Annotated in this window: 12 protein-coding genes; 5 read left to right on the forward strand and 7 right to left on the reverse strand. The window is 65.2% G+C overall.

Annotated features, from left to right (window positions below; all coding sequences use genetic code 11):
* Positions 1-506 precede the first annotated feature (506 nt).
* The 4 genes from D8Z78_RS06285 to D8Z78_RS06300 all read left to right on the forward strand — a co-directional run bounded on the left by D8Z78_RS06285 (position 507) and on the right by D8Z78_RS06300 (position 9,559).
* Positions 507-2,675: a DEAD/DEAH box helicase gene (locus tag D8Z78_RS06285; protein WP_121629294.1), complete on the forward strand. Its 2,169-nt coding sequence runs from the start codon at positions 507-509 to the stop codon at positions 2,673-2,675.
* A gap of 216 nt (positions 2,676-2,891) precedes the next feature.
* The gene (locus tag D8Z78_RS06290) at positions 2,892-6,320 is read left to right on the forward strand and encodes a transglutaminase family protein (RefSeq protein ID WP_121629295.1); all 3,429 of its coding nucleotides are present in this window, start codon (positions 2,892-2,894) and stop codon (positions 6,318-6,320) included.
* Entirely contained in the window at positions 6,317-8,662 is a 2,346-nt protein-coding gene (locus D8Z78_RS06295; protein ID WP_121629296.1) for a circularly permuted type 2 ATP-grasp protein, read from the forward strand. Before D8Z78_RS06290 ends, D8Z78_RS06295 begins: the two co-directional genes overlap by 4 nt.
* 6 nt (positions 8,663-8,668) lie before the next feature.
* Entirely contained in the window at positions 8,669-9,559 is an 891-nt protein-coding gene (locus D8Z78_RS06300) for a transglutaminase family protein (RefSeq protein WP_121629297.1), read from the forward strand.
* On the opposite strand, the gene D8Z78_RS06305 is transcribed toward D8Z78_RS06300, so the two are convergent.
* From D8Z78_RS06305 to gmd, 3 genes are all read right to left on the reverse strand, one after another.
* Positions 9,556-11,046: a globin-coupled sensor protein gene (locus tag D8Z78_RS06305; protein ID WP_121629298.1), complete on the reverse strand. Its 1,491-nt coding sequence runs from the start codon at positions 11,044-11,046 to the stop codon at positions 9,556-9,558. The genes D8Z78_RS06300 and D8Z78_RS06305 overlap by 4 nt on opposite strands.
* Positions 11,047-11,164: 118 nt before the next feature.
* Positions 11,165-12,136 (reverse strand): GDP-L-fucose synthase, encoded by a 972-nt coding sequence (gene fcl / locus D8Z78_RS06310; RefSeq protein ID WP_121629299.1) that lies wholly within the window; start codon positions 12,134-12,136, stop codon positions 11,165-11,167.
* Position 12,137: 1 nt separating this feature from the next.
* Positions 12,138-13,259, reverse strand: coding sequence for a GDP-mannose 4,6-dehydratase (gene gmd, locus D8Z78_RS06315; protein WP_121629300.1), 1,122 nt, complete (start codon positions 13,257-13,259; stop codon positions 12,138-12,140).
* Positions 13,260-13,640: 381 nt separating this feature from the next.
* Between gmd and D8Z78_RS06320 the strand changes: the two genes are divergently transcribed.
* Positions 13,641-15,731, forward strand: a complete 2,091-nt coding sequence (locus tag D8Z78_RS06320) for a polysaccharide biosynthesis tyrosine autokinase (protein ID WP_164932902.1) — start codon at positions 13,641-13,643, stop codon at positions 15,729-15,731.
* A gap of 80 nt (positions 15,732-15,811) precedes the next feature.
* Here the strand turns inward: D8Z78_RS06320 and D8Z78_RS06325 are convergent, their stop codons facing one another.
* From D8Z78_RS06325 to rfbD, 4 genes are all read right to left on the reverse strand, one after another.
* On the reverse strand, positions 15,812-16,774 hold the full coding sequence (locus tag D8Z78_RS06325) for a glycosyltransferase family 2 protein (protein WP_121629568.1): 963 nt from the start codon (positions 16,772-16,774) through the stop codon (positions 15,812-15,814).
* A gap of 153 nt (positions 16,775-16,927) precedes the next feature.
* A complete protein-coding gene (locus D8Z78_RS06330; RefSeq protein ID WP_121629302.1) occupies positions 16,928-20,044 on the reverse strand; it encodes a hypothetical protein in 3,117 nt (1,038 codons plus the stop codon).
* Between the two features lie 182 nt (positions 20,045-20,226).
* Positions 20,227-21,105 carry a glucose-1-phosphate thymidylyltransferase RfbA gene (rfbA, locus tag D8Z78_RS06335; RefSeq protein ID WP_121629303.1) on the reverse strand — a complete coding sequence of 293 codons (879 nt, stop codon included), beginning with the start codon at positions 21,103-21,105 and terminating at the stop codon, positions 20,227-20,229.
* Positions 21,102-21,929 carry a dTDP-4-dehydrorhamnose reductase gene (rfbD, locus tag D8Z78_RS06340; protein ID WP_121629304.1) on the reverse strand — a complete coding sequence of 276 codons (828 nt, stop codon included), beginning with the start codon at positions 21,927-21,929 and terminating at the stop codon, positions 21,102-21,104. The genes rfbA and rfbD overlap by 4 nt, the downstream gene beginning before the upstream one ends.
* Between the last annotated feature and the right edge of the window lie 15 nt (positions 21,930-21,944).

Genomic DNA, 21,944 nt, shown 5'->3' on the forward strand with positions numbered 1-21,944 from the left:
GCCGCGCCGTCTGTGTCGTCAGCGCCGCCGGTGAGGGGGCTTTTACGTATACCAAACAAAACCCGCAAGCAGTTTTTCCAAGAAACCTGCACTTTTCTCGCAACATCATGAAATTACTCGGATAAAACAGACATCTGCCGCTTTGGCATGCAAGATGAGAACCGTCTTCTCGCGGTTTTCGAGTCGGTTTGGCGCTCGAAACCGGGCGATTCACCCGATTCAGGGGGCCGGAACAGGGCGAAATGGCGGGTCGGCGAGACTCGACACCAGCAATTTGCGCGCGGTCGATCAGCCGCCGGGCCACATGCATGCTCCGAGGCGACTCGCACGGGTCCAGCACCGGCAACAGCATGGTATATAGATTCGCGCGCGCACGCGAGGAGGCCATAGATGACGGCCTGTTGACCGGCTGGCCCCTGCAATAAGGATGGACAAGTGACCCCTCTTGCTTTATCCGACGGTTTTTCGCCGCGCCGCGCGGCCGCATGCATGGATACCCTCCCCCGATGATCACCCCCCTTTCCGACGCGCTGGCCGAGCGTGGCTTCGAGACGCTGACCGATGTGCAGCAGGCCGTCACAGCGCCCGAGCTGGCGCAGTCCGACCTGTTGGTTTCCGCCCAGACCGGGTCCGGCAAAACGGTGGGATTCGGATTGGCCATCGCACCGACCCTGATGGAAGAGGACGGGACGCTGCCGCCGTCGGGCGCGCCGCTGGCATTGGTCGTGGCACCGACACGGGAGCTGGCGCTTCAGGTGCAACGCGAATTGGCGTGGCTGTATGAAAAGACCGGCGCGTGGATCGTGTCCTGCATCGGCGGCATGGATGCCCGCACTGAACGCCGCGCGTTGGAGCGTGGCAGCCATATCGTCGTGGGGACGCCCGGCCGCTTGCGCGACCATATCGAACGCGGCGCACTGGATCTGTCCTCCATCCGCGCGGTGGTTCTGGACGAAGCGGACGAGATGCTCGACCTCGGCTTTCGCGAGGATCTGGAATTCATGCTGGCCGAGGCCCCGGCCGAGCGTCGCACCCTGCTGTTCTCGGCCACCGTGCCCCCCGCGATCGAGGCGCTGGCCAAGACCTATCAGCGGGACGCCAAGCGCGTGACCACGATCACCAAGGGCCAGCAGCACACCGATATCGACTATCAGGCGATTCAGGTCGCGCAGCAGGATGCCGAGCACGGCATCATCAACCTGCTGCGCTATCACGGCTCGCAAACCGCCATCGTCTTTGCCAACACCCGCGCTGCCGTCACCCGCCTGACCACGCGCCTCGCGAACCGGGGCTTTGCCGTGGTGCCGCTGTCCGGTGAGCTGAGCCAGGACGAGCGCAGCCATGCGCTTCAGGCGTTGCGGGACGGGCGGGCGAATGTCTGCGTCGCCACCGATGTCGCGGCGCGCGGAATCGACCTGCCAAACCTCGAATTGGTGATCCATGCGGACCTGCCGCAGAACACCGAGGCGCTGTTGCACCGGTCTGGTCGGACGGGTCGCGCCGGACGCAAAGGGATTTCCGCGCTGATCGTGCCGGACAAGGCGGTGGGCAAGGCCCAGCGCCTGCTCAAATGGGCCAAGATCAATGCCGAGTGGACCTTTGCCCCCGGCCCCGACGAAATCCGCACCAAGGATGAGGAACGCCTGATGGCGCTGCCCGCCTGGACCGACGAGGTGACCGACGAAGAGGCGGTCTTTGCCGAGCGCCTGCTGGCGGATTTCACGCCCCAGCAGATCGCGACCGCCTGTTTGCGCCTGTATCAGGGGCGTCTGTCGGCCCCCGAGGAACTGAACCAGCCGGGCCAACGCCCCGAGCGCAAGGAACGCGCACCGCGCGAGGATTTCGGCCCGTCGGGCTGGATCGCGCTGTCGGTGGGTCGCCAGACCGGGGCAGAGCCGCGCTGGCTGCTGCCGATGCTGTGCAATGCCGGTGGCCTCGACAAGTCGCAGATCGGGCGCATCCGCGTGTTCGACACGCAGAGCTTCGTGGAACTGGCCGAGACCGCCGTGCCCGAACTGCTCTCGCGCGTCGATGCCGCCGGCATACTCGACAAGGACATCCGTGCATGGGCCGTCGATGGCCTGCCCGAAGCGCCCGCCCGTGGCCCCCGCCCCGGGGGCGCGCGTCCGCCACGCCGGGACGACGACAAACCCCGCGCGCCGCGCCCCCCGCGCCGGGAGGATGACCGCCCCGTGCGCGAGGACCGCCCCCGCTTAAGCGCCGACAGCGACCGCCCCAAGCCCCGCGCCGAGGGCGACAAGCCCTTCCGCAAGACCGAGCGCGCCGAGGGCGACCGCCCCTTTCGCAAGACCGACGGGGACAAACCCGCCCGCAAGCCAGCAGGCGACAAACCGTTCCGCAAAGCTGACGGCGACAAGCCCTTCCGCAAGAGCGAGCGCAGCGACAAGACGGACAAGCCCTTCCGCAAGTCCGACAAGGGCGACAAACCCTTTGCCAAACCTGCGGATAAAGGCGGCAAGCCGAACCGCAAGGCCGACGGCGATGCCAAGCCGCGCAAGCCCTTTGCCGGAGCCGCCAATCCCGGTCAAAAGCTGACGCGCGGCGGCAAACCGGCGGGCAAGCCGGGCGGTAAACCCACTGGCAAACCCGGCCCGAAAGGCAAGCCCGCGTTCAAGGGCAAGGGCGGTGATGCCGCCCCCCGCCGCAAGGGCTGAAACACGCCCTATATATAATGTGTGAAAACTAGGCCGCTTCTGACGAGGCGGCCCGATCTCGTTCCGGGCCTGCCTGCTGCGTTTCGCGGCAGAATGCCTGAAAATCAGGCATAATCTTCAAGAGCGGGGCTCTGCACCGCCGAAGGGACGCTCTGCGCTTCCCATCCTTGGCGCGTCATGCTCTCCGATTAGGCAATTGCCAGACCGGAAGCGCCCATGTCGATCTATGCCAGCATCACCCACCTGACCCATTACACCTATGACCGGCCCGTCACGCTGTCGCCGCAGATCATCCGTCTGCGACCCGCGCCACACAGCCGGACGCGGGTGATCTCGCATTCTCTCAAGGTCTCGCCCGGTGGGCATTTCGTGAACCACCAACAGGACCCCTACGGCAACTGGCTGGCGCGCTTTGTCTTTCCCGAGCCCGTGACCGAGTTCAAGATCGAGGTCGATCTGGTCGCCGATATGAGCATCTACAACCCGTTCGACTTCTTCGTCGAGGAAAGCGCCGAGCATTGGCCTTTTGACTACCCCTCCGACCTGAAAGAAGACCTCGTGATCTACCGCACGCCCGAGGCCGAGGGACCGCTGCTGGCGCAGTTCATCGGCGGGCTGGATTACGACACCAAACGCACCGTGGATTTCCTCGTCGGGCTGAATGCGCATGTGGCGAACACGGTCAACTATACGATCCGCATGGAACCCGGCGTGCAGACGCCCGAGGAAACGCTTGGCAAAGCCTCCGGGTCGTGTCGCGACAGCAGTTGGTTGCTGGTGCAGGTGCTGCGGCATCTGGGATTCGCCGCGCGGTTCGTCTCTGGCTACCTGATCCAGCTGACCCCGGATGTGAAATCGCTGGACGGACCGTCCGGGACGGATGTCGACTTCACCGACCTGCATGCATGGGTCGAGGTCTATCTGCCCGGTGCCGGTTGGATCGGGCTGGACCCGACCTCTGGCCTGTTGACCGGCGAAAGCCATATCCCGCTGGCCGCCACCCCGCATTACCGCAATGCCGCGCCCATCGCTGGGGGCTTCTCCAGCGTCGGCACGCCCGAGACCGAGTTCGCCTTTGACATGCAGGTGAGCCGCGTGGCCGAGCATCCGCGCATCACGAAGCCCTTCTCGGACGAGGCGTGGGACAAGCTGAACGCCACCGGCCGCGCCGTGGACAAATCGCTTGAACAGGACGACCTGCGCCTGACCATGGGCGGCGAGCCGACTTTCGTGTCCATCGACGATTTCGAAAGCGGCGAGTGGAACACCGATGCCGTTGGCCGGACGAAGCGCGGCCTCGCCGACACGCTGATCCGCCGCCTTCAGGCGCGGTTCGCCCCCGGCGGGATGCTGCATTACGGGCAGGGCAAGTGGTATCCGGGCGAGACCCTGCCGCGCTGGACCTTTTCCCTGTTCTGGCGGCGCGATGGCAAGCCGGTCTGGAAGAACCCCGACCTGATCGCGGTGGAAACGCAGGAGACCGGCGCAGGACCGGAACAGGCGGGCGCGTTCCTGTCGGCCTTCGCCGAGAAACTGGGGATCGAGAGCGACTACGCCCAGCCGGTCTTCGAGGATCCCGCCGAGTGGATCCTGAAAGAGGCGCAACTGCCCGAAAACCTCTCGCCCGAGAACCCCAAGCTGAAGGATGCCGAGGCACGCGCCCGCTTTGCCCGCGTCTTTGGCCGGGGTCTGGATCAGCCCGTGGGCTATGCCCTGCCGATCCAGCCATGGCAGACCAAGGCCACCGGGCGGCGGTGGCGGTCCGAGAAATGGACGGCGCGGCGCGGCAACCTGTATCTCGTGCCCGGTGACAGCCCTGCAGGGTTCCGCCTGCCCTTGGGCGCGCTGCCCTACATCCCGCCCGCGAAGTACCCCTACACCTACACGGCCGATCCCAGCCTTCCGTTGGCCGATCTGCCGGATTACCACGACCCCGCCATGGCCGCCCGGCGACGCGCCGTCCAAGAGGAGATCGACCGTCTGGCCGCCGAGTTGGCGGAGCAAGAGGCCATGACCCCCGCGACGGATTCCGACCACACCCAGCCGGTCGAGGCGGGCCAGCACGCCAATGATGCCCGCCAGCAGGTCGTCCCTCAAGGCGGCGTCGACCCAGAGCATGGCAGCGTCCGCACGGCCATCGCGGTCGAGCCCCGCGACGGGCGGCTTTGTGTCTTCATGCCGCCGGTCGAGTCGCTGGAGGACTATCTGGACCTGCTCGCCACCGCCGAGGACACCGCCGCCGAGATGGGCCTGCCCATCCATATCGAGGGCTACGCGCCCCCCGACGATCCCCGCCTGAACGTGATCCGCGTCGCCCCCGATCCCGGCGTGATCGAGGTGAACATCCACCCCGCCCATAGCTGGGAGGATTGCGTCGCCACCACCGAGGCCATCTACGAAGAGGCGCGCAACTGCCGCCTTGGCGCGGATAAATTCATGATCGACGGGCGACATACCGGCACCGGTGGCGGCAACCATGTCGTCGTGGGCGGGGCAACGCCCGCCGACAGCCCCTTCCTCCGCCGCCCCGATCTGCTGAAATCGCTGATCCTGATGTGGCAGCGGCACCCGTCGCTGTCTTACCTGTTCTCCGGCCTGTTCATCGGACCGACGTCCCAAGCCCCGCGTATCGACGAGGCCCGGCACGATACGCTGTACGAGTTGGAAATCGCGCTGAGCCAGATCCCCGCGCCCTCGCAGGGCGTGGCCCCGCCGCCATGGCTGGTGGACCGGCTGTTGCGCAACATGCTGACCGATGTCACCGGCAACACCCACCGCGCCGAGATCTGCATCGACAAGCTCTATTCCCCAGATGGCCCCACCGGGCGGCTGGGTCTGGTGGAATTCCGCGGCTTCGAGATGCCCCCGCATCCCCGCATGAACCTTGCCCAGCAACTGTTGCTGCGCGCGATCATCGCCCGCGTGTCCAAATCCCCTGTCCAAGGCGCCCCCATCCGTTGGGGCACGCTGCTGCATGACCGCTACATGTTGCCAGAATTCCTGTGGCAGGACTTTACCGCCTTGCTGTCGGACCTGCGCCAGCACGGCTTTGACCTCGACCCCGTCTGGTACGAGGCACAGGCCGAGTTCCGCTTTCCCTTCTGTGGCGAGGTCGAGGCCGAGGGCGTGCATCTGGAATTGCGTCAGGCGCTGGAGCCGTGGCATGTTCTGGGCGAAACCGGTGCCATCGGTGGAACCGTTCGCTATACCGACAGTTCGGTCGAGAGACTTCAGGTCAAACTGACCACACAATTCAAGGATCGCTACACGGTGATGTGCAACAGGCGCCCCGTTCCCCTGACCGCGACCGGGACCTCGGGCAGCAGCGTCGCCGCCGTGCGGTTCAAGGCGTGGCAACCGGCCTCGGCGCTGCATCCCGTGTTGCCGGTGAACGCGCCGCTGACCTTCGACATCTATGACCGTTGGTCTGGACGACCCGTTGCCGGGTGCGTCTATCACGTCGCCCATCCCGGCGGGCGCAGCTATGACACCTTCCCCGTCAACGGAAACGAGGCCGAGGCCCGCCGCCTTGCCCGCTTCCAGCCTCATGGCCACGCCACCGGCTCCTACACGCCCGCGTCGGAACAGCCGCATCCGGAGTTCCCGCTGACGCTGGACCTGCGACGACCGCCGGGGCTGCAATGAACCCGTATCTGGCCAACTACACGCCGTTGCCCGGCGTGGCGGACGAGTTGTTCGACGCAGACGGCACGATGCGCCCGGTCTGGGCGCCGTTCATGGACCAGTTGGGCAGCCTGTCGCCCGCCGATCTGGCCGCGCATCTGGCGCGCGGCGACCAATACCTGCGCGATGCCGGGGTCTATTACCGCCATTACGGCGAGGACCAGACCGAACGTGACTGGCCGCTCAGCCATATCCCCGTCATCCTTCACGAGGACGACTGGACCCGCCTGTGTGACGGCCTTGCGCAGCGCGCCGACCTGCTGGAACAAGTCGTGGCCGACCTCTATGGCGACAATCGGCTGGTGGCCGAGGGCCATCTGCCTGCGGAACTGATCGCGCAGAACCCGGAATGGCTGCGGCCGCTTGTCGGGGTCAAACCGGCCTCGGGGCATTTCCTGCACCTGCTGGCCTTTGAAATCGGGCGCAGCCCTGACGGGTCGTGGCTGGTGCTGGGCGACCGCACGCAGGCGCCGTCAGGGGCGGGCTTTGCGCTGGAAAACCGCGTCGCGACCGCGCGCATGTTCCCCGAGCCCTTCCCGCGAGCCAATACGCTGCGGCTGGCCGGCTTCTTTCGCGCGTTTCGCGACGCCATGAACGCCCTGCCCGGCGCGCGCGACCGGCAGGCCGCCGTGCTGTCCCCCGGGCAGGGCAACGACACCTATTTCGAACACAGCTACATCGCCCGCTATCTCGGCCTGATGCTGCTCGAGGGCGAAGACCTGATCGTGCAGGATGGCGCCGTGCAGGTGCGCACCGTATCCGGGCCACAACCCGTCGGCGTGCTGTGGCGCAGGCTGGACGCCGCCTATGCCGACCCGCTGGAACTGGAGGAAAGCTCTCAGATCGGCACGGCCGGGCTGGTCGAGGCGCTGCGCCGCTCCAACGTGAACATGGTTAATGCGCTTGGCAGCGGCATCTTGGAAACCCGCGCTTTCATGGCATTTCTGCCTAAACTGGCGCAGGTGCTTCTGGGCGGGCCGCTGACCCTGCCGAACATCGCAACATGGTGGTGCGGGCAGGACGCAGAGCGCGCCTATGTTCGCGACAATGCCGACGCGCTGTTCATCGGCGATGCGCTCAGCCGGGGTCTGCCCTTCGAGATCGGCACCGGCGAAACCGCCATACCCGAGGGGCAGACCCTCGGACAGTGGATCGATGCGCAGGGCGCCCGGCTGGTCGCGCAGGAACCGGCCAAGCTGTCGACCAGTCCCGCTTGGGATGGGGCCGGTCTGACGCCGCGCCCGATGAGCATTCGCGTCTTTGCCGCGCGCACCCCGGATGGCTGGGTCTTTTTGCCCGGCGGCTATGCCCGTATCGGTCAGCCAAGTGGCACCACCGCGCTGTCGATGCAAAGCGGCGGGTCGGTGGCCGATGTCTGGGTGATGCGCGACGGGCCGGTGCCCGAGGAAACCCTCTTCGAGCCCGGCACCATCCGCCGACAGGAAACCGGGGCGCTGCCTAGCCGAGTCGCTGACAACCTCTATTGGCTGGGCCGGTATATCGAGCGCACCGAATGCGCGATTCGCCTGCTGCGCGCCTATCACCTGCGCCTGACCGAGACCGGGAATGCCTCGGATGTTTGCGTGACCCGGATCGAATCCTTGCTGGGCGATTGGGGGCTGTCCGTCGATGCCCCGCTCGACCGCGCGCTCGAAAGCGCGCTGGGGCCCGCGCGGCACTGTGCGCGGCGCATGCGGGATCGGTTTGCCGACGACGGATGGAATGCGCTGGCGGACCTGACCAACCAACTCGAAAACCTGTCCGGGCACCTGATCTGGGGCGACGACACCGCGCGCATGTTGGGCGTGCTGTTGCGCAAGATCACCGGCTTCAACGGCTTGGTCCACGAGAACATGCACCGGTCGTCGGGCTGGCGGTTCCTGACCTTTGGACGCGCGCTGGAGCGCGCCGATGGCGTGACCGCCGTGCTGGACCGCTTTGCCACGGGCGAGGCGGTGCCGGGCCTGCCCGGCGTCGCGCTGGAATTCGGCGACAGCACGATCACCCATCAGCGCCGCTACCGGATCGAACCCATCCCGGCGACGGTGATCGATCTGCTGGCGCTGGACCGTCACAACCCACGCGCGGTTCTGTACCAGCTGACCACGATGCGGCGCATCGCGCAGGATCTGCCCTTTGCCGAGGTGCATGGCCGCGTGTCGCCGGTGCTCAAGCTGCTGCGACCGCTGGAAACCCGGTTGACCGTGGCCGAGCCGGGCGACCTGGACACCGCAGCGCTGGCGGATATCCGGCAGATCCTGAATCAGGTTTCCATCTCTTTGTCAGCAACTTACATGGTCTGACCCGAGATGCTTTATGACATAGGCCTGACCGTCACCTACCGCTACGACGTGCCCTCGGATCGAGGCAAGACATTGGTTCGGCTTCTGCCGACGGATATCGCGCGCCACCAGTCGGTTCGCTCCAGCCAGTTGCTGGTCGACCCGGTTCCGGCCGAACGCCACGACGAGCGCGACTTCTTTGGCAACGCGATGTCGGTCCTGTCCTTTTCCCAGCCCCTGACCGAAGTCAGCTATTGCGTGACCGCCCAGGTGGAGCGCATTGCTGAGGTGCGGGGCCTTGACCTGTCGCCGACACTGGGCAGTCTGGCCGGCGAAATCGCCCAGCACCGGCAGCTTGGTCCGCGCGCGCCACATCACTTCGTCAGCGCCTCGCCGCGGGTGTCCCCGGATGCCGCGATCACGGATTTCGCGCGGAGCGTGGCCGGATCCGGCGAGACCAGCCTGCACATCGTCGAACGTGTCGGGCAGGCGCTGCACGAGGAAATGCGATTCGACGCAACGGCCACCGATGTGCATACCTCGCCTTCCGACGCCTTTGCCAACCGGCATGGGGTCTGTCAGGACTTCAGCCACGTGATGATCGCGGCGCTGCGTGCGTTGGGCGTTCCGGCTGGCTACGTGTCCGGCTTCTTGCGCACCCTGCCGCCAGAGGGGCAGCCCCGGCTCGAAGGGGCCGACGCCATGCACGCTTGGGTATCGGCGTGGTGCGGGACCGAGACGGGGTGGATCGAATACGATCCCACCAATGCCTGCCTCGTCGCGCGCGACCATATCACGGTGGCCCATGGCCGGGACTATGGCGACGTTGCCCCGGTCAAGGGTGTCCTGCGAACCTCCGGCAACCAGTCGAGCCTGCACGCGGTCGACGTGGTGCCGGTCGACGGGACAGACCGCTAGGCCACGTCGCGTCCCGCCTTCGGCGCGGGGGTCTCTGCGGCCCATGTTCCCGCGGCAGGCTGCCGCTTGGCCTCGGGTTGCGGGGCAGCCGGCCCGACCTTCAACGTGGCGAGGCGCTGCGCGACCTGATTGGCCTTTTCCTGCATCATCGTCACCGCAGCGGTCGTTTGCTCGACCATGGCGGCGTTGCGCTGGGTCAGCAGGTCCATCTGGCCGATGGCAGAGTTCGCCTCTGCAAGGGCACGGGACTGTTCGTCCGAAGCATTCGCGATGCTCGTCGACAGGGTCGTCACCTCGCGGAAACTGTCGACGATGTCCTGCAACACGCCCGCCGCCGCCTCGATCGCGTCGACACCCAGCTCGACCTCGGAGGCGCTGCCGGAGACCAGCTTGTTGATCTCGCGCGCGGCGTTCGATGCGCTCGAAGCCAGCGCCCGCACCTCCTCGGCGACGACGGCAAAGCCGCGCCCGGCATGTCCGGCACGCGCCGCCTCGACCCCCGCGTTCAGCGCAAGAAGGTTGGTCTGGAAGGCGATGTCGTCGATCAACCCGATGATGTTGCGAATCTCGTTCGACGAGGTATGGATGCGCGACATGGCACCACCGGCATTGCCGATCGCGTTCACCCCCTCGACCGCCTTTGTTTCGGCCTTCATGGCGACGGCGTTGGCATCCGTGCAATGTACGGCAGAATTCGACACGTTTTCCGTCAGTTCATGCACGGCCGCCGCCGTCTGTTCGAGCGAGGCAGCCTGCGTCGCGGTGCGTTCGGCCAGATCGTTGGCGGCGCCGGTCACCTCTTCGACCAGCTTGACCAGCCCGCCCATGGCCCCCGTCACATCGGAAATCACCGATTGCAGTTTCTGCGTGGCATGGGTCAGCTTCAGCCGCAAGGGATCGTAGGAAACGGGAAAATCGCTGTCCTCCGGGCCGGGAATGACATGTGTCAGGTCGCCCTCTGCCAGCTTGTCGATGGCAAGGCCGATATGCGTCAGCGCGATGGTCTGTTCCTCGGCCTGAATGCGGAAGAACGTGGCGACGACCCTTTCGATATCCAGCGCAAAGGCCCGCGTCAGGACGCCGATCATCGCCCCCAACCGCGCGCGCTTGCGCCAAGGAACGAGGCCGGTCAGCGTCTGGATCAGGTCGCTGCTCGCAAGCGAATAGGCCGACATGTAGACATCCAGCGGCAGATCGATGCGGGCATGAGTCCGCCCGATCCGATCGACGGAGGCGCGATATTCCGCGTCGAACGTCCCCGACAACAGCCGTTCCCAATGGCGTTTCTGGGCGCCGCGGGCAAAGCTTATCCGTTCGTCGCTGGCGAAATGGCCCGCAAGTAACGGGTCGGCCTGAACGCGCGTATAAAACAGGGTCAGCGTTTCATCCAGCTTTGGCGCAAGGATCTTGCCGACCTCCCGCAACAGGTCCAGTTCGGCCCCGTCGAGGTGAAAATGCACGAGCTTCTGTTTAAGGTCGTCAGACATGATAAGGCCCTGCTAGAGGATTTCTCTGGGCTTCATTCGACCATGAACAGGTTAATTTGGTTTGGATGCGGACCGGCCCAACGCCTAAAATTTGTCTCAACTGGCCCGCAAAGCCGTTCTATTTCGCGCGGAAGCTGTCCTTGTTTTCGAGAAACCACTGGAAGGTGCCAGTGATTCCCTCGTCCAGACCGATTTTCGCCTGCCAGCCCATGTCGCGCAGCCGACCCACATCCATCAGCTTGCGCATGGTGCCATCGGGTTTGCTCGGGTCGGTGGTGATCTGCCCCGTGTAGCCGGTGACCGCCGCCACCTTTTGCGCCAGTTCGAGGATCGTCACATCGGTGCCGGAGCCCACGTTGATATGGCTCAGCATCGGGTCGGTATTGGCGTCATAGGTCGCCTTGTCGAGGTCCAGCACGAAAAGCGAGGCCTCTGCCATGTCGTCGACATGCAGGAATTCGCGCATCGGCTTGCCCGAGCCCCAGATCACCACCTCTTCGCGACCGTCCTGCGCCGCCTCGTGGAAACGGCGGATCAGCGCGGGCAGCACATGGCTGTTTTCGGGGTGAAAATTGTCGCCCGGCCCGTACAGGTTCGTCGGCATGACGGAGCGATAATCGGTGCCGTATTGCCGGTTATAGCTTTCGCACAGCTTGATCCCGGCGATCTTGGCAATGGCGTAGGGCTCGTTCGTGGGCTCCAGCGTGCCGGTCAGCAGCGCGTCCTCGCGCATCGGCTGCGGCACGGCCTTGGGATAGATGCAGCTGGAGCCGAGTTGCAGCAGGCGCGTGACCCCGGCGGCATAAGCCTGATGGATCACGTTGCACTCGATCATCAGGTTTTCGTAGATGAACTGCGCCGGGTAGGTGTTGTTGGCGAGAATGCCGCCGACCTTCGCCGCCGCCAAAATCACCACATCCGGCTTCTCCTGCTGAAAAAAGTCGCGCACGGCGGATTGATCGGTCAGGTCCAGCTCGGACGAGGTGCGGGTGACAAGCGTGATATCCTCGCCCGCCTCCTGCCGCGCCTGCAAGCGGCGCAGAATCGCGCCGCCGACCATGCCGCGATGGCCTGCTACATAGTATTTCATCTCAGCCCTCCAGCGCGACGGGCAGATCGTAGCCGTGCTCTTTCAGCAGGGCATGGCGCTGCGCGGTGCGCAGGTCCTCGGCGACCATCTCGGCGCACATGTCCTGAGCCGTGATCTCGGGTACCCAGCCCAGCACGTCCTTGGCCTTGGTCGGGTCGCCCAGCAGGGTCTCGACCTCGGCGGGGCGGAAGTAGCGCGGATCGACGCGCATCACGACCTGACCGGGTTTGACCGCAGGCGCCTTGTCCGAGGTGACGCGCACCACGGTGGCGGTCTCGTCGATGCCGGAGCCCGAGAATTCCAGCTCGATCCCCAGCTCGGCAGCGGTCCATGTGATGAACTCGCGCACGGAATACTGCACGCCGGTGGCGATGACGAAATCATCCGCCACATCCTGTTGCAGCATCATCCACTGCATGCGGACATAGTCCTTGGCGTGGCCCCAGTCGCGCAGCGCATCGATATTGCCCATATACAGGCACTCTTCGAGACCTTGGGCGATATTGGCCATGCCACGGGTGATCTTGCGCGTGACGAAGGTCTCGCCGCGGCGCGGGCTCTCGTGATTGAAGAGGATGCCGTTGCAGGCATACATGCCATAGGCCTCGCGGTAGTTCACCGTGATCCAATAGGCGTACATCTTGGCCACCGCATAGGGGCTGCGCGGGTGGAAGGGCGTCGTCTCGCGCTGGGGAATTTCCTGAACCAGACCATAGAGTTCCGAGGTCGAGGCCTGATAGAAGCGGCAGGTCTTTTCCAACCCGAGAAAGCGGATCGCCTCGAGCAGGCGCAGGGTGCCGATGGCATCCACATCCGCCGTGTATTCCGGCGCCTCGAAGCTGACCGCGACGTGGCTTTGCGCGCCGAGGTTATAGACCTCGTCCGGCTCGACCTCGCGCAGGATGCGCGTCAGGTTCGAGGTGTCGGTCAGGTCACCGTAATGCAGCTTGAGCTTGGGGTTGGGCTCGTGCGGGTCCTGATAGATGTGGTCGATTCGGTCGGTGTTGAACAGCGACGCCCGCCGCTTGATGCCGTGAACCTCGTACCCCTTGGCGAGCAGGAATTCCGCCAGATAGGAGCCGTCCTGACCGGTGATCCCGGTGATCAACGCGCGTTTTGCCATTACTCGAAAGCCTTTCTGAAAATCCTGTGCCGCCGCGGCGGTCGAAGCGATAAAACGAGACATCTGCGGCCCCCACCGCGACGCCTGTCGCGGCATGACCCCGCAGGTCACTCCTTCTGCCTTCTGATACTCAGGACCGATCAGGCACGCAACCCGGCAGAAAACGGCCAAAGCCGATGCCCTATTGGTCACAAAGACGGAATCCGCAGCATTGATACCTCGCCCTCGGTCGATAAGGAGGGTAAGAACGCCTCGAATGTGTTATCGTGTCCCGAAACCGGGACACCAACCGGTATTTGAGAAGCAAGGTATCCGATGCAGGACGAGACAGTTCGTAAATTCCCGACACCGCAGCAAGACCCGTACACTTTGGCCCAACCCATGGCGCCCGCCGGCAAGGCGCAGGAAGATCTGGATGTCACCCAGCTGTTTCGCGTCATCTGGGTCGGGCGGTGGCTGATCCTCGCCTGCATCCTGATCGCCGGCCTGCTGGGCGGGTATTACGCCTTCGTGGTGGCGACGCCGTCCTACCTTGCGAATACGCGGCTTGCGCTTCAGGTGCGGTCGCAGCAGGTGGTCGATCTGGAAAGCGTGATTTCCGGCGTGTCGACCGAAGCCGCCGCCATCAATACCGAGCTTGAGGTCATCCGCTCGCGCGGGCTGATCGCGCGGCTGGTGGATGACATGGATCTGACCGCAGATCCCGAATTCAACACCGCGCTTCAGGAACCGTCGCCCTGGTCGGTCGACGCGCTGACCGAACGGGTGGGCCTGACCGAGACCGCCGGTCCGGTCGATCCCGAAACCGCACGCCTGCGCACCATCAACACCGTCCGTCAGGCGATTTCGGTGACCTCAAAGAAGGCGACCTACCTCTTCGACATCTCCGTCACCACCAATGGCGCCCTGAAATCCGCCATGATCGCGAACCGGCTGGCCGAACTGTATATCGACGATCAGGTGCGCATCAAATTCGCGGCGACCGAATACGCCATCAGCTGGCTGACCGAACGCGTCGGCGAGTTGGAAAGCGAATTGAAGGCCAAGGAAGACCAGATCAAGGAGTTGCGCTCGGAAACCGAGCTGGTCGACGCCTCGGCGCTTGAGGCGCTCAACATCCGGTCCAAGGAGCTGCGCGAACGCATCGACATCGCGCAATCGACCCTCTTGCAGGACCGCCAGAACCTTGCCGAGCTCGAGGCGATCGACCCCGCCGATACCGACGAGGTGCTGGCCGTGACCGGCGACCCGGCGCTGCGCCGCCTCGCCAACGATGCCCGCAATGGCGATACCGAGGCGCTTGAGGTGTTCAACGCGCGCTTCCAGTCGGTGCTGTCCACCGAACGCGAGGCCGTCGAACGCTCTGCCGCGCAGATTGCGGCGCTCGAATCCAACATGGAGCGCCTGCAGGAGCAGATCGAGAACCAGCGCGTCGACCTTGCCCGGTTGAACCAACTGGTGCGCGAGGCGGACGCGACCCGCGTCCTGTACGAGACCTTCCTTGCCCGCCTGAAGGAAACCACCATCCAGAGCGGCCTTCAGCAGCCCGACGCGCGCGTCCTGTCCGAGGCGACCCCAGGGACGATGGTGGCCCCGCGCAAGATGCGCATCACCGCCGTTTCGATGATCCTCGGCCTGCTTCTGGGCTTGGCCATCGTGCTGGTCCGCCAGTTCATGCATGACACCTTCCGCACGGCGGATGACCTCGAACAGCGTTCCGGTCTGCCGGTTCTGGGACAGGTGCCCAAGATGCCGATCCGCCAGCGCGCGGAGTTGCTGGATTACCTGCGCAACAACCCGACATCGGCCACGGTCGAGGCGATCCGCAACCTGCGCACCTCGCTGTTGCTGACGAATATCGACACGCCGCCGCAGGTCATCATGGTCACCTCGTCGATCCCCGGCGAAGGCAAGACGACCCAGTCCATCTCGCTGGCCCAGAACCTCGCGGGTCTGGGCGGCAGGGTGCTGCTGATCGAATGCGACATTCGCCGCCGGACCTTCTCGAAATATTTCGAAGCCAACGCCAAGGGGGGCATCGTCTCGGTGATCTCCGGCGACCTCGCCCTGTCCGAGGCCGTGCTGCATGACGTGTTCGAGAATTGCGACGTGCTGATGGGCGACAACGCCAAGATCAGCGCCGCCGACCTGCTGTCGTCGGAGCGTTTCCGCCACTTCATCGAATTCGTGCGCAAGCAGTACGATTACGTCGTGATCGACACGCCGCCGGTGCTCGTCGTGCCGGATGCGCGGATCGTCGGCCAGCAGGCGGACGCGGTCCTGTTCTCGGTGCGCTGGGACAGCACGCCCAAGGCGCAGGTGCTCAACGGTCTGCGCGAGCTGCAAAGCGTCGGCGTCAAGATCAACGGTGTCATCCTGTCGAACGTCGATCCGCGCGGCATGCGCCGCTACGGCTATGACGGCCAGTACGGCGCCTATTCGCGCTACGGCAAGACCTACTACGACGCCTGACGAAAAAGGGCGGGGTTTTGCCCCGCCCGTTTCACGCCCGCCCCCAAAGTCGCCGTGACGGCCCGCAGGCCGCAACGTCCTTACTTTCTGGCGTCGCGATACCGCAGGACCTTGCCCGCGGCCCACCACGCCAGAGACCCCATCCTATCCGCCTTTTTCAAGATTTTGATGGTCGCACCATGGGGCATGTCCTCGCCGTATTGGCGGATGATGTCCCGGCCGGTCTTCGGGCTTCCGCCCAGAACGTGATTGACCGCAAAGCCAGCCGCGACACGGCCACGAACCCGCTTGAACCCCTCGACCTGATCGGCAGACATCCGGGGCAGCACCCGCGCCTCCCAAGCCTCGACCGTTGGGGTCTTCTTGCGGCGTCCGGCATATTTCTTGCGCCAACCGGTCTGGCGCGCCACCTTGTCGGAGGTGCCGACCCAAAGGACTTCGGGCAACAGACCCCAAGGTCCCTGCGTCGCCAAAAGCGCCCAGTATTCCAGATCCTGACTGATCCGCAGCGCGGGGTTTTGCAACCCCACGGCCTTGACCGCGTCATGCCGGATCAGCACGGACCCGGTGCGCACGTGGTCATGCTTGGCCCAGAACTCAAAGAAGTCGTCCAGCACCAACCCCTCGGGATGCTGGCTCAGCAGGTCGGCGTGATGCGCGGGCGTATGGTAATCGCCGCCCTGTCGCTCTGCCAGACAGGCGCAGCTGGCGGCAACCAGATCGGGATGGGCGCGCAGAAACCCTTCCATTCTTTCGATGAATTCCGGCTTCCAGTAATCGTCCGCGTCGAGCAGGGCGATGAATTCGCCCTTAGCCTCGGCAAGGCCGGTGTTGCGCGCCGCGCCCTGTCCGGCATTCTCCTGCCAGAGATAGCGCACGATGCCGCCATAGGCCTTGATCACCTCTGCGGTGCCATCGGTCGATCCGTCATCCACGACGATGATTTCGAGCGGGGCGACGGTCTGGGACAGGGCGCTGTCGATCGACGCGCTGACGCTTTTTTCGCTGTTATAGGCCGGAATGATGACGGAGGTCGCTGCCATGTGGTCTGCCAATTCAATGTTGCAAAATTTGGCGCACCCTATTGTCAGCGAAGCGACGATTGCAACCGGCTTGCGGGCTGGATCGGCGCAATTCGGCGCAACGGGAAAAAGGCCGCGCAATTGCGCGGCCTTTCCGGTTCAATGGCTACCGTTTCAGCCCGCGATCCAGGCCGTTCCGTCCGACACCTGCATCAGCGACGTGGTCGTGTTGAAGACCCGTGTGCCCACCGGCACCACACTCGCCGGGGCCAGCGTGCCGGTCGTGGCGACGGCATTGCCGGGCGTGCCCAGACACTGGCCAGACCGGATACCGACCAGCGCCGGAGACGGATGATCGGTGACCCAAGCATGGTACAGGTCCGCGTCGCCACCGCCCTTGAGCCTGACCTGAACCCGCACCGTGCGCGCCGTGCCATCGTTTTCGAAGGGAAGTATATAGCTCAGGTGACGCCGGTCGGCGCGGATGGTGCGATAGACGCCGAAATCATCCTCGTTCGGCAGCGATGTCCATGTCCCGCTGTCCCAATTGTAGAAATGGGTGCTGTTGGTGTCGTACAGCGCGACCTTGACCAGCTGATGCGCTTCGAACCGTCCCAGCAGCGCGGCGTACCATGTCTTGACCGTGGCGGGCAGCTGCGCGTTCAGCGACAGCATGAAGTTGATCTCGGACCCGCCATTGTTGCTGTTGAAGCCGGTCGCCCTCACATGGCTCGGACCGCCCGCGAAGTTGGAATGGTAGTCCTGCACCGGGCCGATGATGCCGCCCAGCGTGTTCACCAACTGGGCGCTGGACCCGCTGTTGTTGACGAAGTTCGAGCTGCCGGAATTGACCGAGACATCGCCGGTGGCGGACCCGGGATGGAAGGCCAGCGTGTCCGGCGCCCCCCAGATCACGACATTGTCCTTGCCGCTGTCGCGGAAATCCCAAGGATCGTTCTGCTTGTCGCTCCACAGGCCAGAGCCGCGGACGAACACGTTGTTGCGCGAGTTCGCGTCGCAGATGATCTTTGCGCCAAGGATGCTGCCGAGGTCAAAGTAGCCGCCATGGCAGCCACGCCAGATCCCGTCCGCCCCCGCGCTGGAGGCCAGTTTGACCACCGGGCGCAAGGCGCCCGTCCCGTGCTGGGCGACATGCCCGATGCGCGGCGCGAAATGGCCGCCCTCGATCTGCACGATCGGAGCCGTCTGCGACGCGTTCTCGGAATAGATGCTTTCGATCTCGATCGCGGCGCGCTTCCAGTAGGACTGGCCGGTGGCGTCCGATGTCTGCACATCGTGCCGCATCAGCACGTCACCCAGCTCGTTGCCCTCGCCCCACAGCTTCGATGCCTTGAACGACGACATGCGGTCGATGACCCAGCCCCAGCCTTCGTGATACTGGCTGACGCAATCGCCGCCCTTGATGTGGAAGTTCCCGATGATGCCACGGAACTGCACACCGTTGCCGCCGGAAAAGCGCACGGCGTTGTTGTCCCACGTGATGCCGTATCCTTCGACAAAGACCAGCAGTTCGGTATCGGGGTTCAGCTTGGGCGCGAACCCGTTGCCCCACTGGCTGCTGGGATTGTTGCCGTTGAACATGACGTTGGCGATCGTGGCATCCTGCAACGATGCCGAGAACAGCCGCATCCAGCCCGGCGCCCCCGCCTTCAGCAGGAAGCCGTTGCGCTTGGCGCCGCCCGACCCATAGATCGACTTGCCATTGTAGCTGCGCTCGGACAGTGGGCCAACAAAGGACCCGCTCCGGACGCGATACCGGGTGCGCGCATTGTTCTGGGTCTCGTCGACCAGCACGCGGATGACGTCATGCTCGGCCAGCGTCGGCAGGGCCGCGACCGCATCGGCCATGGTGGCATAGTCCTGCTTCCAGATCATCTCGCCAAAGCCGAGGGTTGTGTAGACGTCGCAGACGTCCCAGCAGATCGCCTCGTCCATCTCGCGCAGGAACTCGTCGCAGGCCTGCACCGCGTCGGTATCGTCCGGACCGCCCGTGGCGCCGAACCACTCCGCCCGAATCGTGCCGTCATGCTGGCGAATCCAGCACCCGGACGCGCCGGTGGGATCGGTGGCCGGGGGCACGTAGACGCCGCCCATCGGGTCCTTCGCGACCTTGGCCGAGAAGTCGCCCGGCTTGAACACGAAATCGCCGCCACACAGCCCCCCGACCAGTCGCCGGACCTCGCCCGAAAAGCCCGAGGTGCGTGCAAGCCGCGAGGGTTTCGAATAGGGGCCCGCCTCGTACAACCGCGTGCCGCCCGCGATCGAGATATGCGCATCGGTGACCGAGTGATCGGCCACTTCATAGGCGATGCCGTCCTTGCGGGTGCGCAGGACGGTGCCCGGCTGGAAGCCACCCGCCGTCTCCATCAGCGCGGTCAGATCGTCGTACAGCACTTCGCCGAGCCAGCCCAGCCGCGTCGAGCTGCCACCGTCGTTGCGGCGTGCTTCCAGCGCGGTGTCATGCACCACCAAAAAGACTTCGCCCGTTGCGGTGGCCGCGCGGCCCGATGCCTCATCCGCGTAGATCGGCGAGGCAGCCGCCGCCAGCGCCAGATCCGCCTTGGCATCGGCCGTACCGGCGACCAGTTCGGCCGCGTCGACACGCGCGCCCAGCTGCGCGTCGCTGGCAACCCGCCAGCCGGTCAAGCCAGCCAGCGTCGTATTTCCGTCATTTGCAAAGCGGTAGATGGTGCCATCAGCCAGAACGGTCATCCCTTGCGGGAAGCTTTCGCCGCGCGCGACTGCAGCGGCCAGACGCGCGACCGTCGAATAGCACCCGCCCGATTCGTACAGGCGGACGCCACCAGCGGTGGCGACGTGGAAATCCCCGGCACCGCCAGGCGCGACGACATAGGTGAACCCGGTCTGCGCAACGCGCACGTGATCGCCGACATGGACCTGATGGCGCGAGGACAGCGCCTGATAGCTCATCACGTCATCGGCCTGAAGGTCCGCCAGCGTGGCAAAGCTCTGGCGCTCGCCAAATTGCAGGACGCTGTCGCGCACCGTGACGGTGCGGGAGGCCAGCGGCTGGCCCTTCGGGTCCTCATCCGCGACGTGAAAGCTGCCCTCCATCAGGTGGCACAACGGGAAATTGCCCTGCGCGTCCGCTTCGACAGGGTTGGCCTGCGTGCGCGTCAGGCCGCTGTCCTCGTAGACGGCGGCAAGGCGCTTTGTGCCGGGATGATAGATGTAACGGCGTGCAAACGGCACCGCGGCCTGCGCCTGATCCAGCGCCTGCCGTACCCCGTCAAAGTAAAGTAGTCCCATCGAGCAACTCCGAAATGGCCCGCCCGAAGGCGGGGATGTCCTGTCCAGACCCATCGCGCCTTGCGGCACCACGGATCACGTCAAACGGTCGCGTGGCCGGCTGAGGACCGGGGACCGCCTTGCAAGTCGGGACATCCAACGATTTCAGGGTTAACAGGACCGAAGCGCACCGTACGGTGCCGTCAGTCGGCCAATCGGCGCAGGTACTTTCCGTAGTTGGTCTTTTGAAAAAGCGCGGCACGATCAAGCAATTGCGCCCGGTCGATCCAGCCGTTTTCAAACGCGATCTCCTCGGGGCAGCCGACCTGCTGGCCTTGCCGGTCGCTCAGCGTGCGGACGAAATTCCCGGCATCCAGAAGCGAGGCATGCGTCCCCGTATCCAGCCACGCATAACCGCGCCCCATTTGACGAACATTCAACAGACCGTCCGCAAGGTAGCTTTCCAGCAGCGTCACGATCTCCAGCTCGCCCCGGTCCGACGGCGTGACCTTGCGCGCGCGCTCCGGTGCGCTGCCGTCGAGGAAATACAACCCCGTCACCGCATAGGGCGACGGCGGCACCTCGGGCTTTTCGACGATGCCGGTGACGCGCTTGTCGGGGCCAAAGGCCACCACGCCGTAGCGTTCCGGATCGGCGACACGATAGCCAAACACCGTCCCGCCCTGCGCCTGCTCATCGGCGATGCGCAACTGCTCCGGCAGGCCATGCCCGAAAAAGATGTTGTCCCCCAGAACCATGGCACTGGGCGCACCGTCGAGGAAGTCTTCGGCCAGCAGATAGGCCTGCGCCAGACCGTCGGGGCTGGGCTGTTCGACATAGGTCAAGCTCAGGCCCCATTGGCTGCCATCGCCCAAGGTGCGCTGGAACTGTGCCTGATCCTGCGGGGTGGTGATGATGCAGATGTCCCGGATGCCGGTCAGCATCAGCACGCTGAGCGGGTAGTAGATCATCGGCTTGTCATAGATCGGCAGCAATTGCTTCGACACGCCCATGGTGATCGGATACAGCCGCGTCCCGCTTCCGCCAGCAAGGATGATCCCCCTGCGTTCCGTGCCACTCATACGCCCAACTCCTTCAACACGCGCGACAGGCCATCGCGCCACGCGGGTTGGTTAATCCCGAAATCGGTCGCCAGTTTGGCGCAATTGAGCCGGGAATTGAGCGGCCTTTGTGCAGGCGTCGGGTAATCGCGGCTGGGGATGTGCTCGACTTGGACGGCCCGCCCGGCTTGGCGAAAGATCTCCTCGGCGAACCCGGCCCAACTGGTCTCGGGCGCGCCGGCATAGTGATAGGTCCCGTGCGCCTCGCTCTCGGCCAGCCGCAGCAGCGTCGCGGCAATGTCGGCGGCGGGGGTCGGCCCGCCGATCTGGTCGGCCACGACGCGCAGGTGATCGCGGGTTTCCGACAGCCGCAGCATCGTCTTGACGAAATTCGCGCCATGGCTGGAAAACACCCATGCAGTGCGCAAGATCACGTGCCGCGCGCTGCTCGCCCGGATCGCTTCCTCGCCCGCCAGTTTCGTGCGCCCATAGGCCCCCAGAGGCGAGACCGGATCGCCCTCGGCCCATGCGCTGGTGCCACCGCCGTCAAAGACGTAATCGGTGGACACATGCAGCAAGGGGATACCAGCCCGCGCGCAGGCCCGCGCCATCTCAGCGGGGGCGTCGGCGTTCAGACGGTGGGCGCTGCCCTCGTCCGCCTCGGCGGCGTCCACGGCGGTCCATGCGGCGGCGTTGATGACGACGCGCGGGGCGTGGCGGGCAATCGCATCGGCGGCGGCGCCCGCTTGCATCAGGTCGGCCTCGGCCCGCCCAAGCGCCAGGACATCCGCCTGCCGCGCCAATTCCGTGGCCACTTGGCCCGTGCGTCCGAAAACAAGGATCATTGGCCTCTCCCCAAA

Source organism: Tropicibacter alexandrii (genome assembly GCF_003667315.2).
GTDB classification, from domain to species: Bacteria; Pseudomonadota; Alphaproteobacteria; order Rhodobacterales; family Rhodobacteraceae; genus Tropicibacter; species Tropicibacter alexandrii.

What these genes read in the sequence shown, in the direction of transcription:
- D8Z78_RS06290 (WP_121629295.1), top strand. Translation starts at nt 2,892, where the DNA reads ATGTCGATCTATGCCAGCATCACCCACCTGACCCATTACACCTATGAC.
- fcl (WP_121629299.1), bottom strand. Translation starts at nt 12,136, where the DNA reads ATGAAATACTATGTAGCAGGCCATCGCGGCATGGTCGGCGGCGCGATT.
- rfbD (WP_121629304.1), bottom strand. Translation starts at nt 21,929, where the DNA reads ATGATCCTTGTTTTCGGACGCACGGGCCAAGTGGCCACGGAATTGGCG.
- D8Z78_RS06305 (WP_121629298.1), bottom strand. Translation starts at nt 11,046, where the DNA reads ATGTCTGACGACCTTAAACAGAAGCTCGTGCATTTTCACCTCGACGGG.
- gmd (WP_121629300.1), bottom strand. Translation starts at nt 13,259, where the DNA reads ATGGCAAAACGCGCGTTGATCACCGGGATCACCGGTCAGGACGGCTCC.
- D8Z78_RS06295 (WP_121629296.1), top strand. Translation starts at nt 6,317, where the DNA reads ATGAACCCGTATCTGGCCAACTACACGCCGTTGCCCGGCGTGGCGGAC.
- rfbA (WP_121629303.1), bottom strand. Translation starts at nt 21,105, where the DNA reads ATGAGTGGCACGGAACGCAGGGGGATCATCCTTGCTGGCGGAAGCGGG.
- D8Z78_RS06330 (WP_121629302.1), bottom strand. Translation starts at nt 20,044, where the DNA reads ATGGGACTACTTTACTTTGACGGGGTACGGCAGGCGCTGGATCAGGCG.
- D8Z78_RS06325 (WP_121629568.1), bottom strand. Translation starts at nt 16,774, where the DNA reads ATGGCAGCGACCTCCGTCATCATTCCGGCCTATAACAGCGAAAAAAGC.
- D8Z78_RS06320 (WP_164932902.1), top strand. Translation starts at nt 13,641, where the DNA reads ATGGCGCCCGCCGGCAAGGCGCAGGAAGATCTGGATGTCACCCAGCTG.
- D8Z78_RS06285 (WP_121629294.1), top strand. Translation starts at nt 507, where the DNA reads ATGATCACCCCCCTTTCCGACGCGCTGGCCGAGCGTGGCTTCGAGACG.
- D8Z78_RS06300 (WP_121629297.1), top strand. Translation starts at nt 8,669, where the DNA reads ATGCTTTATGACATAGGCCTGACCGTCACCTACCGCTACGACGTGCCC.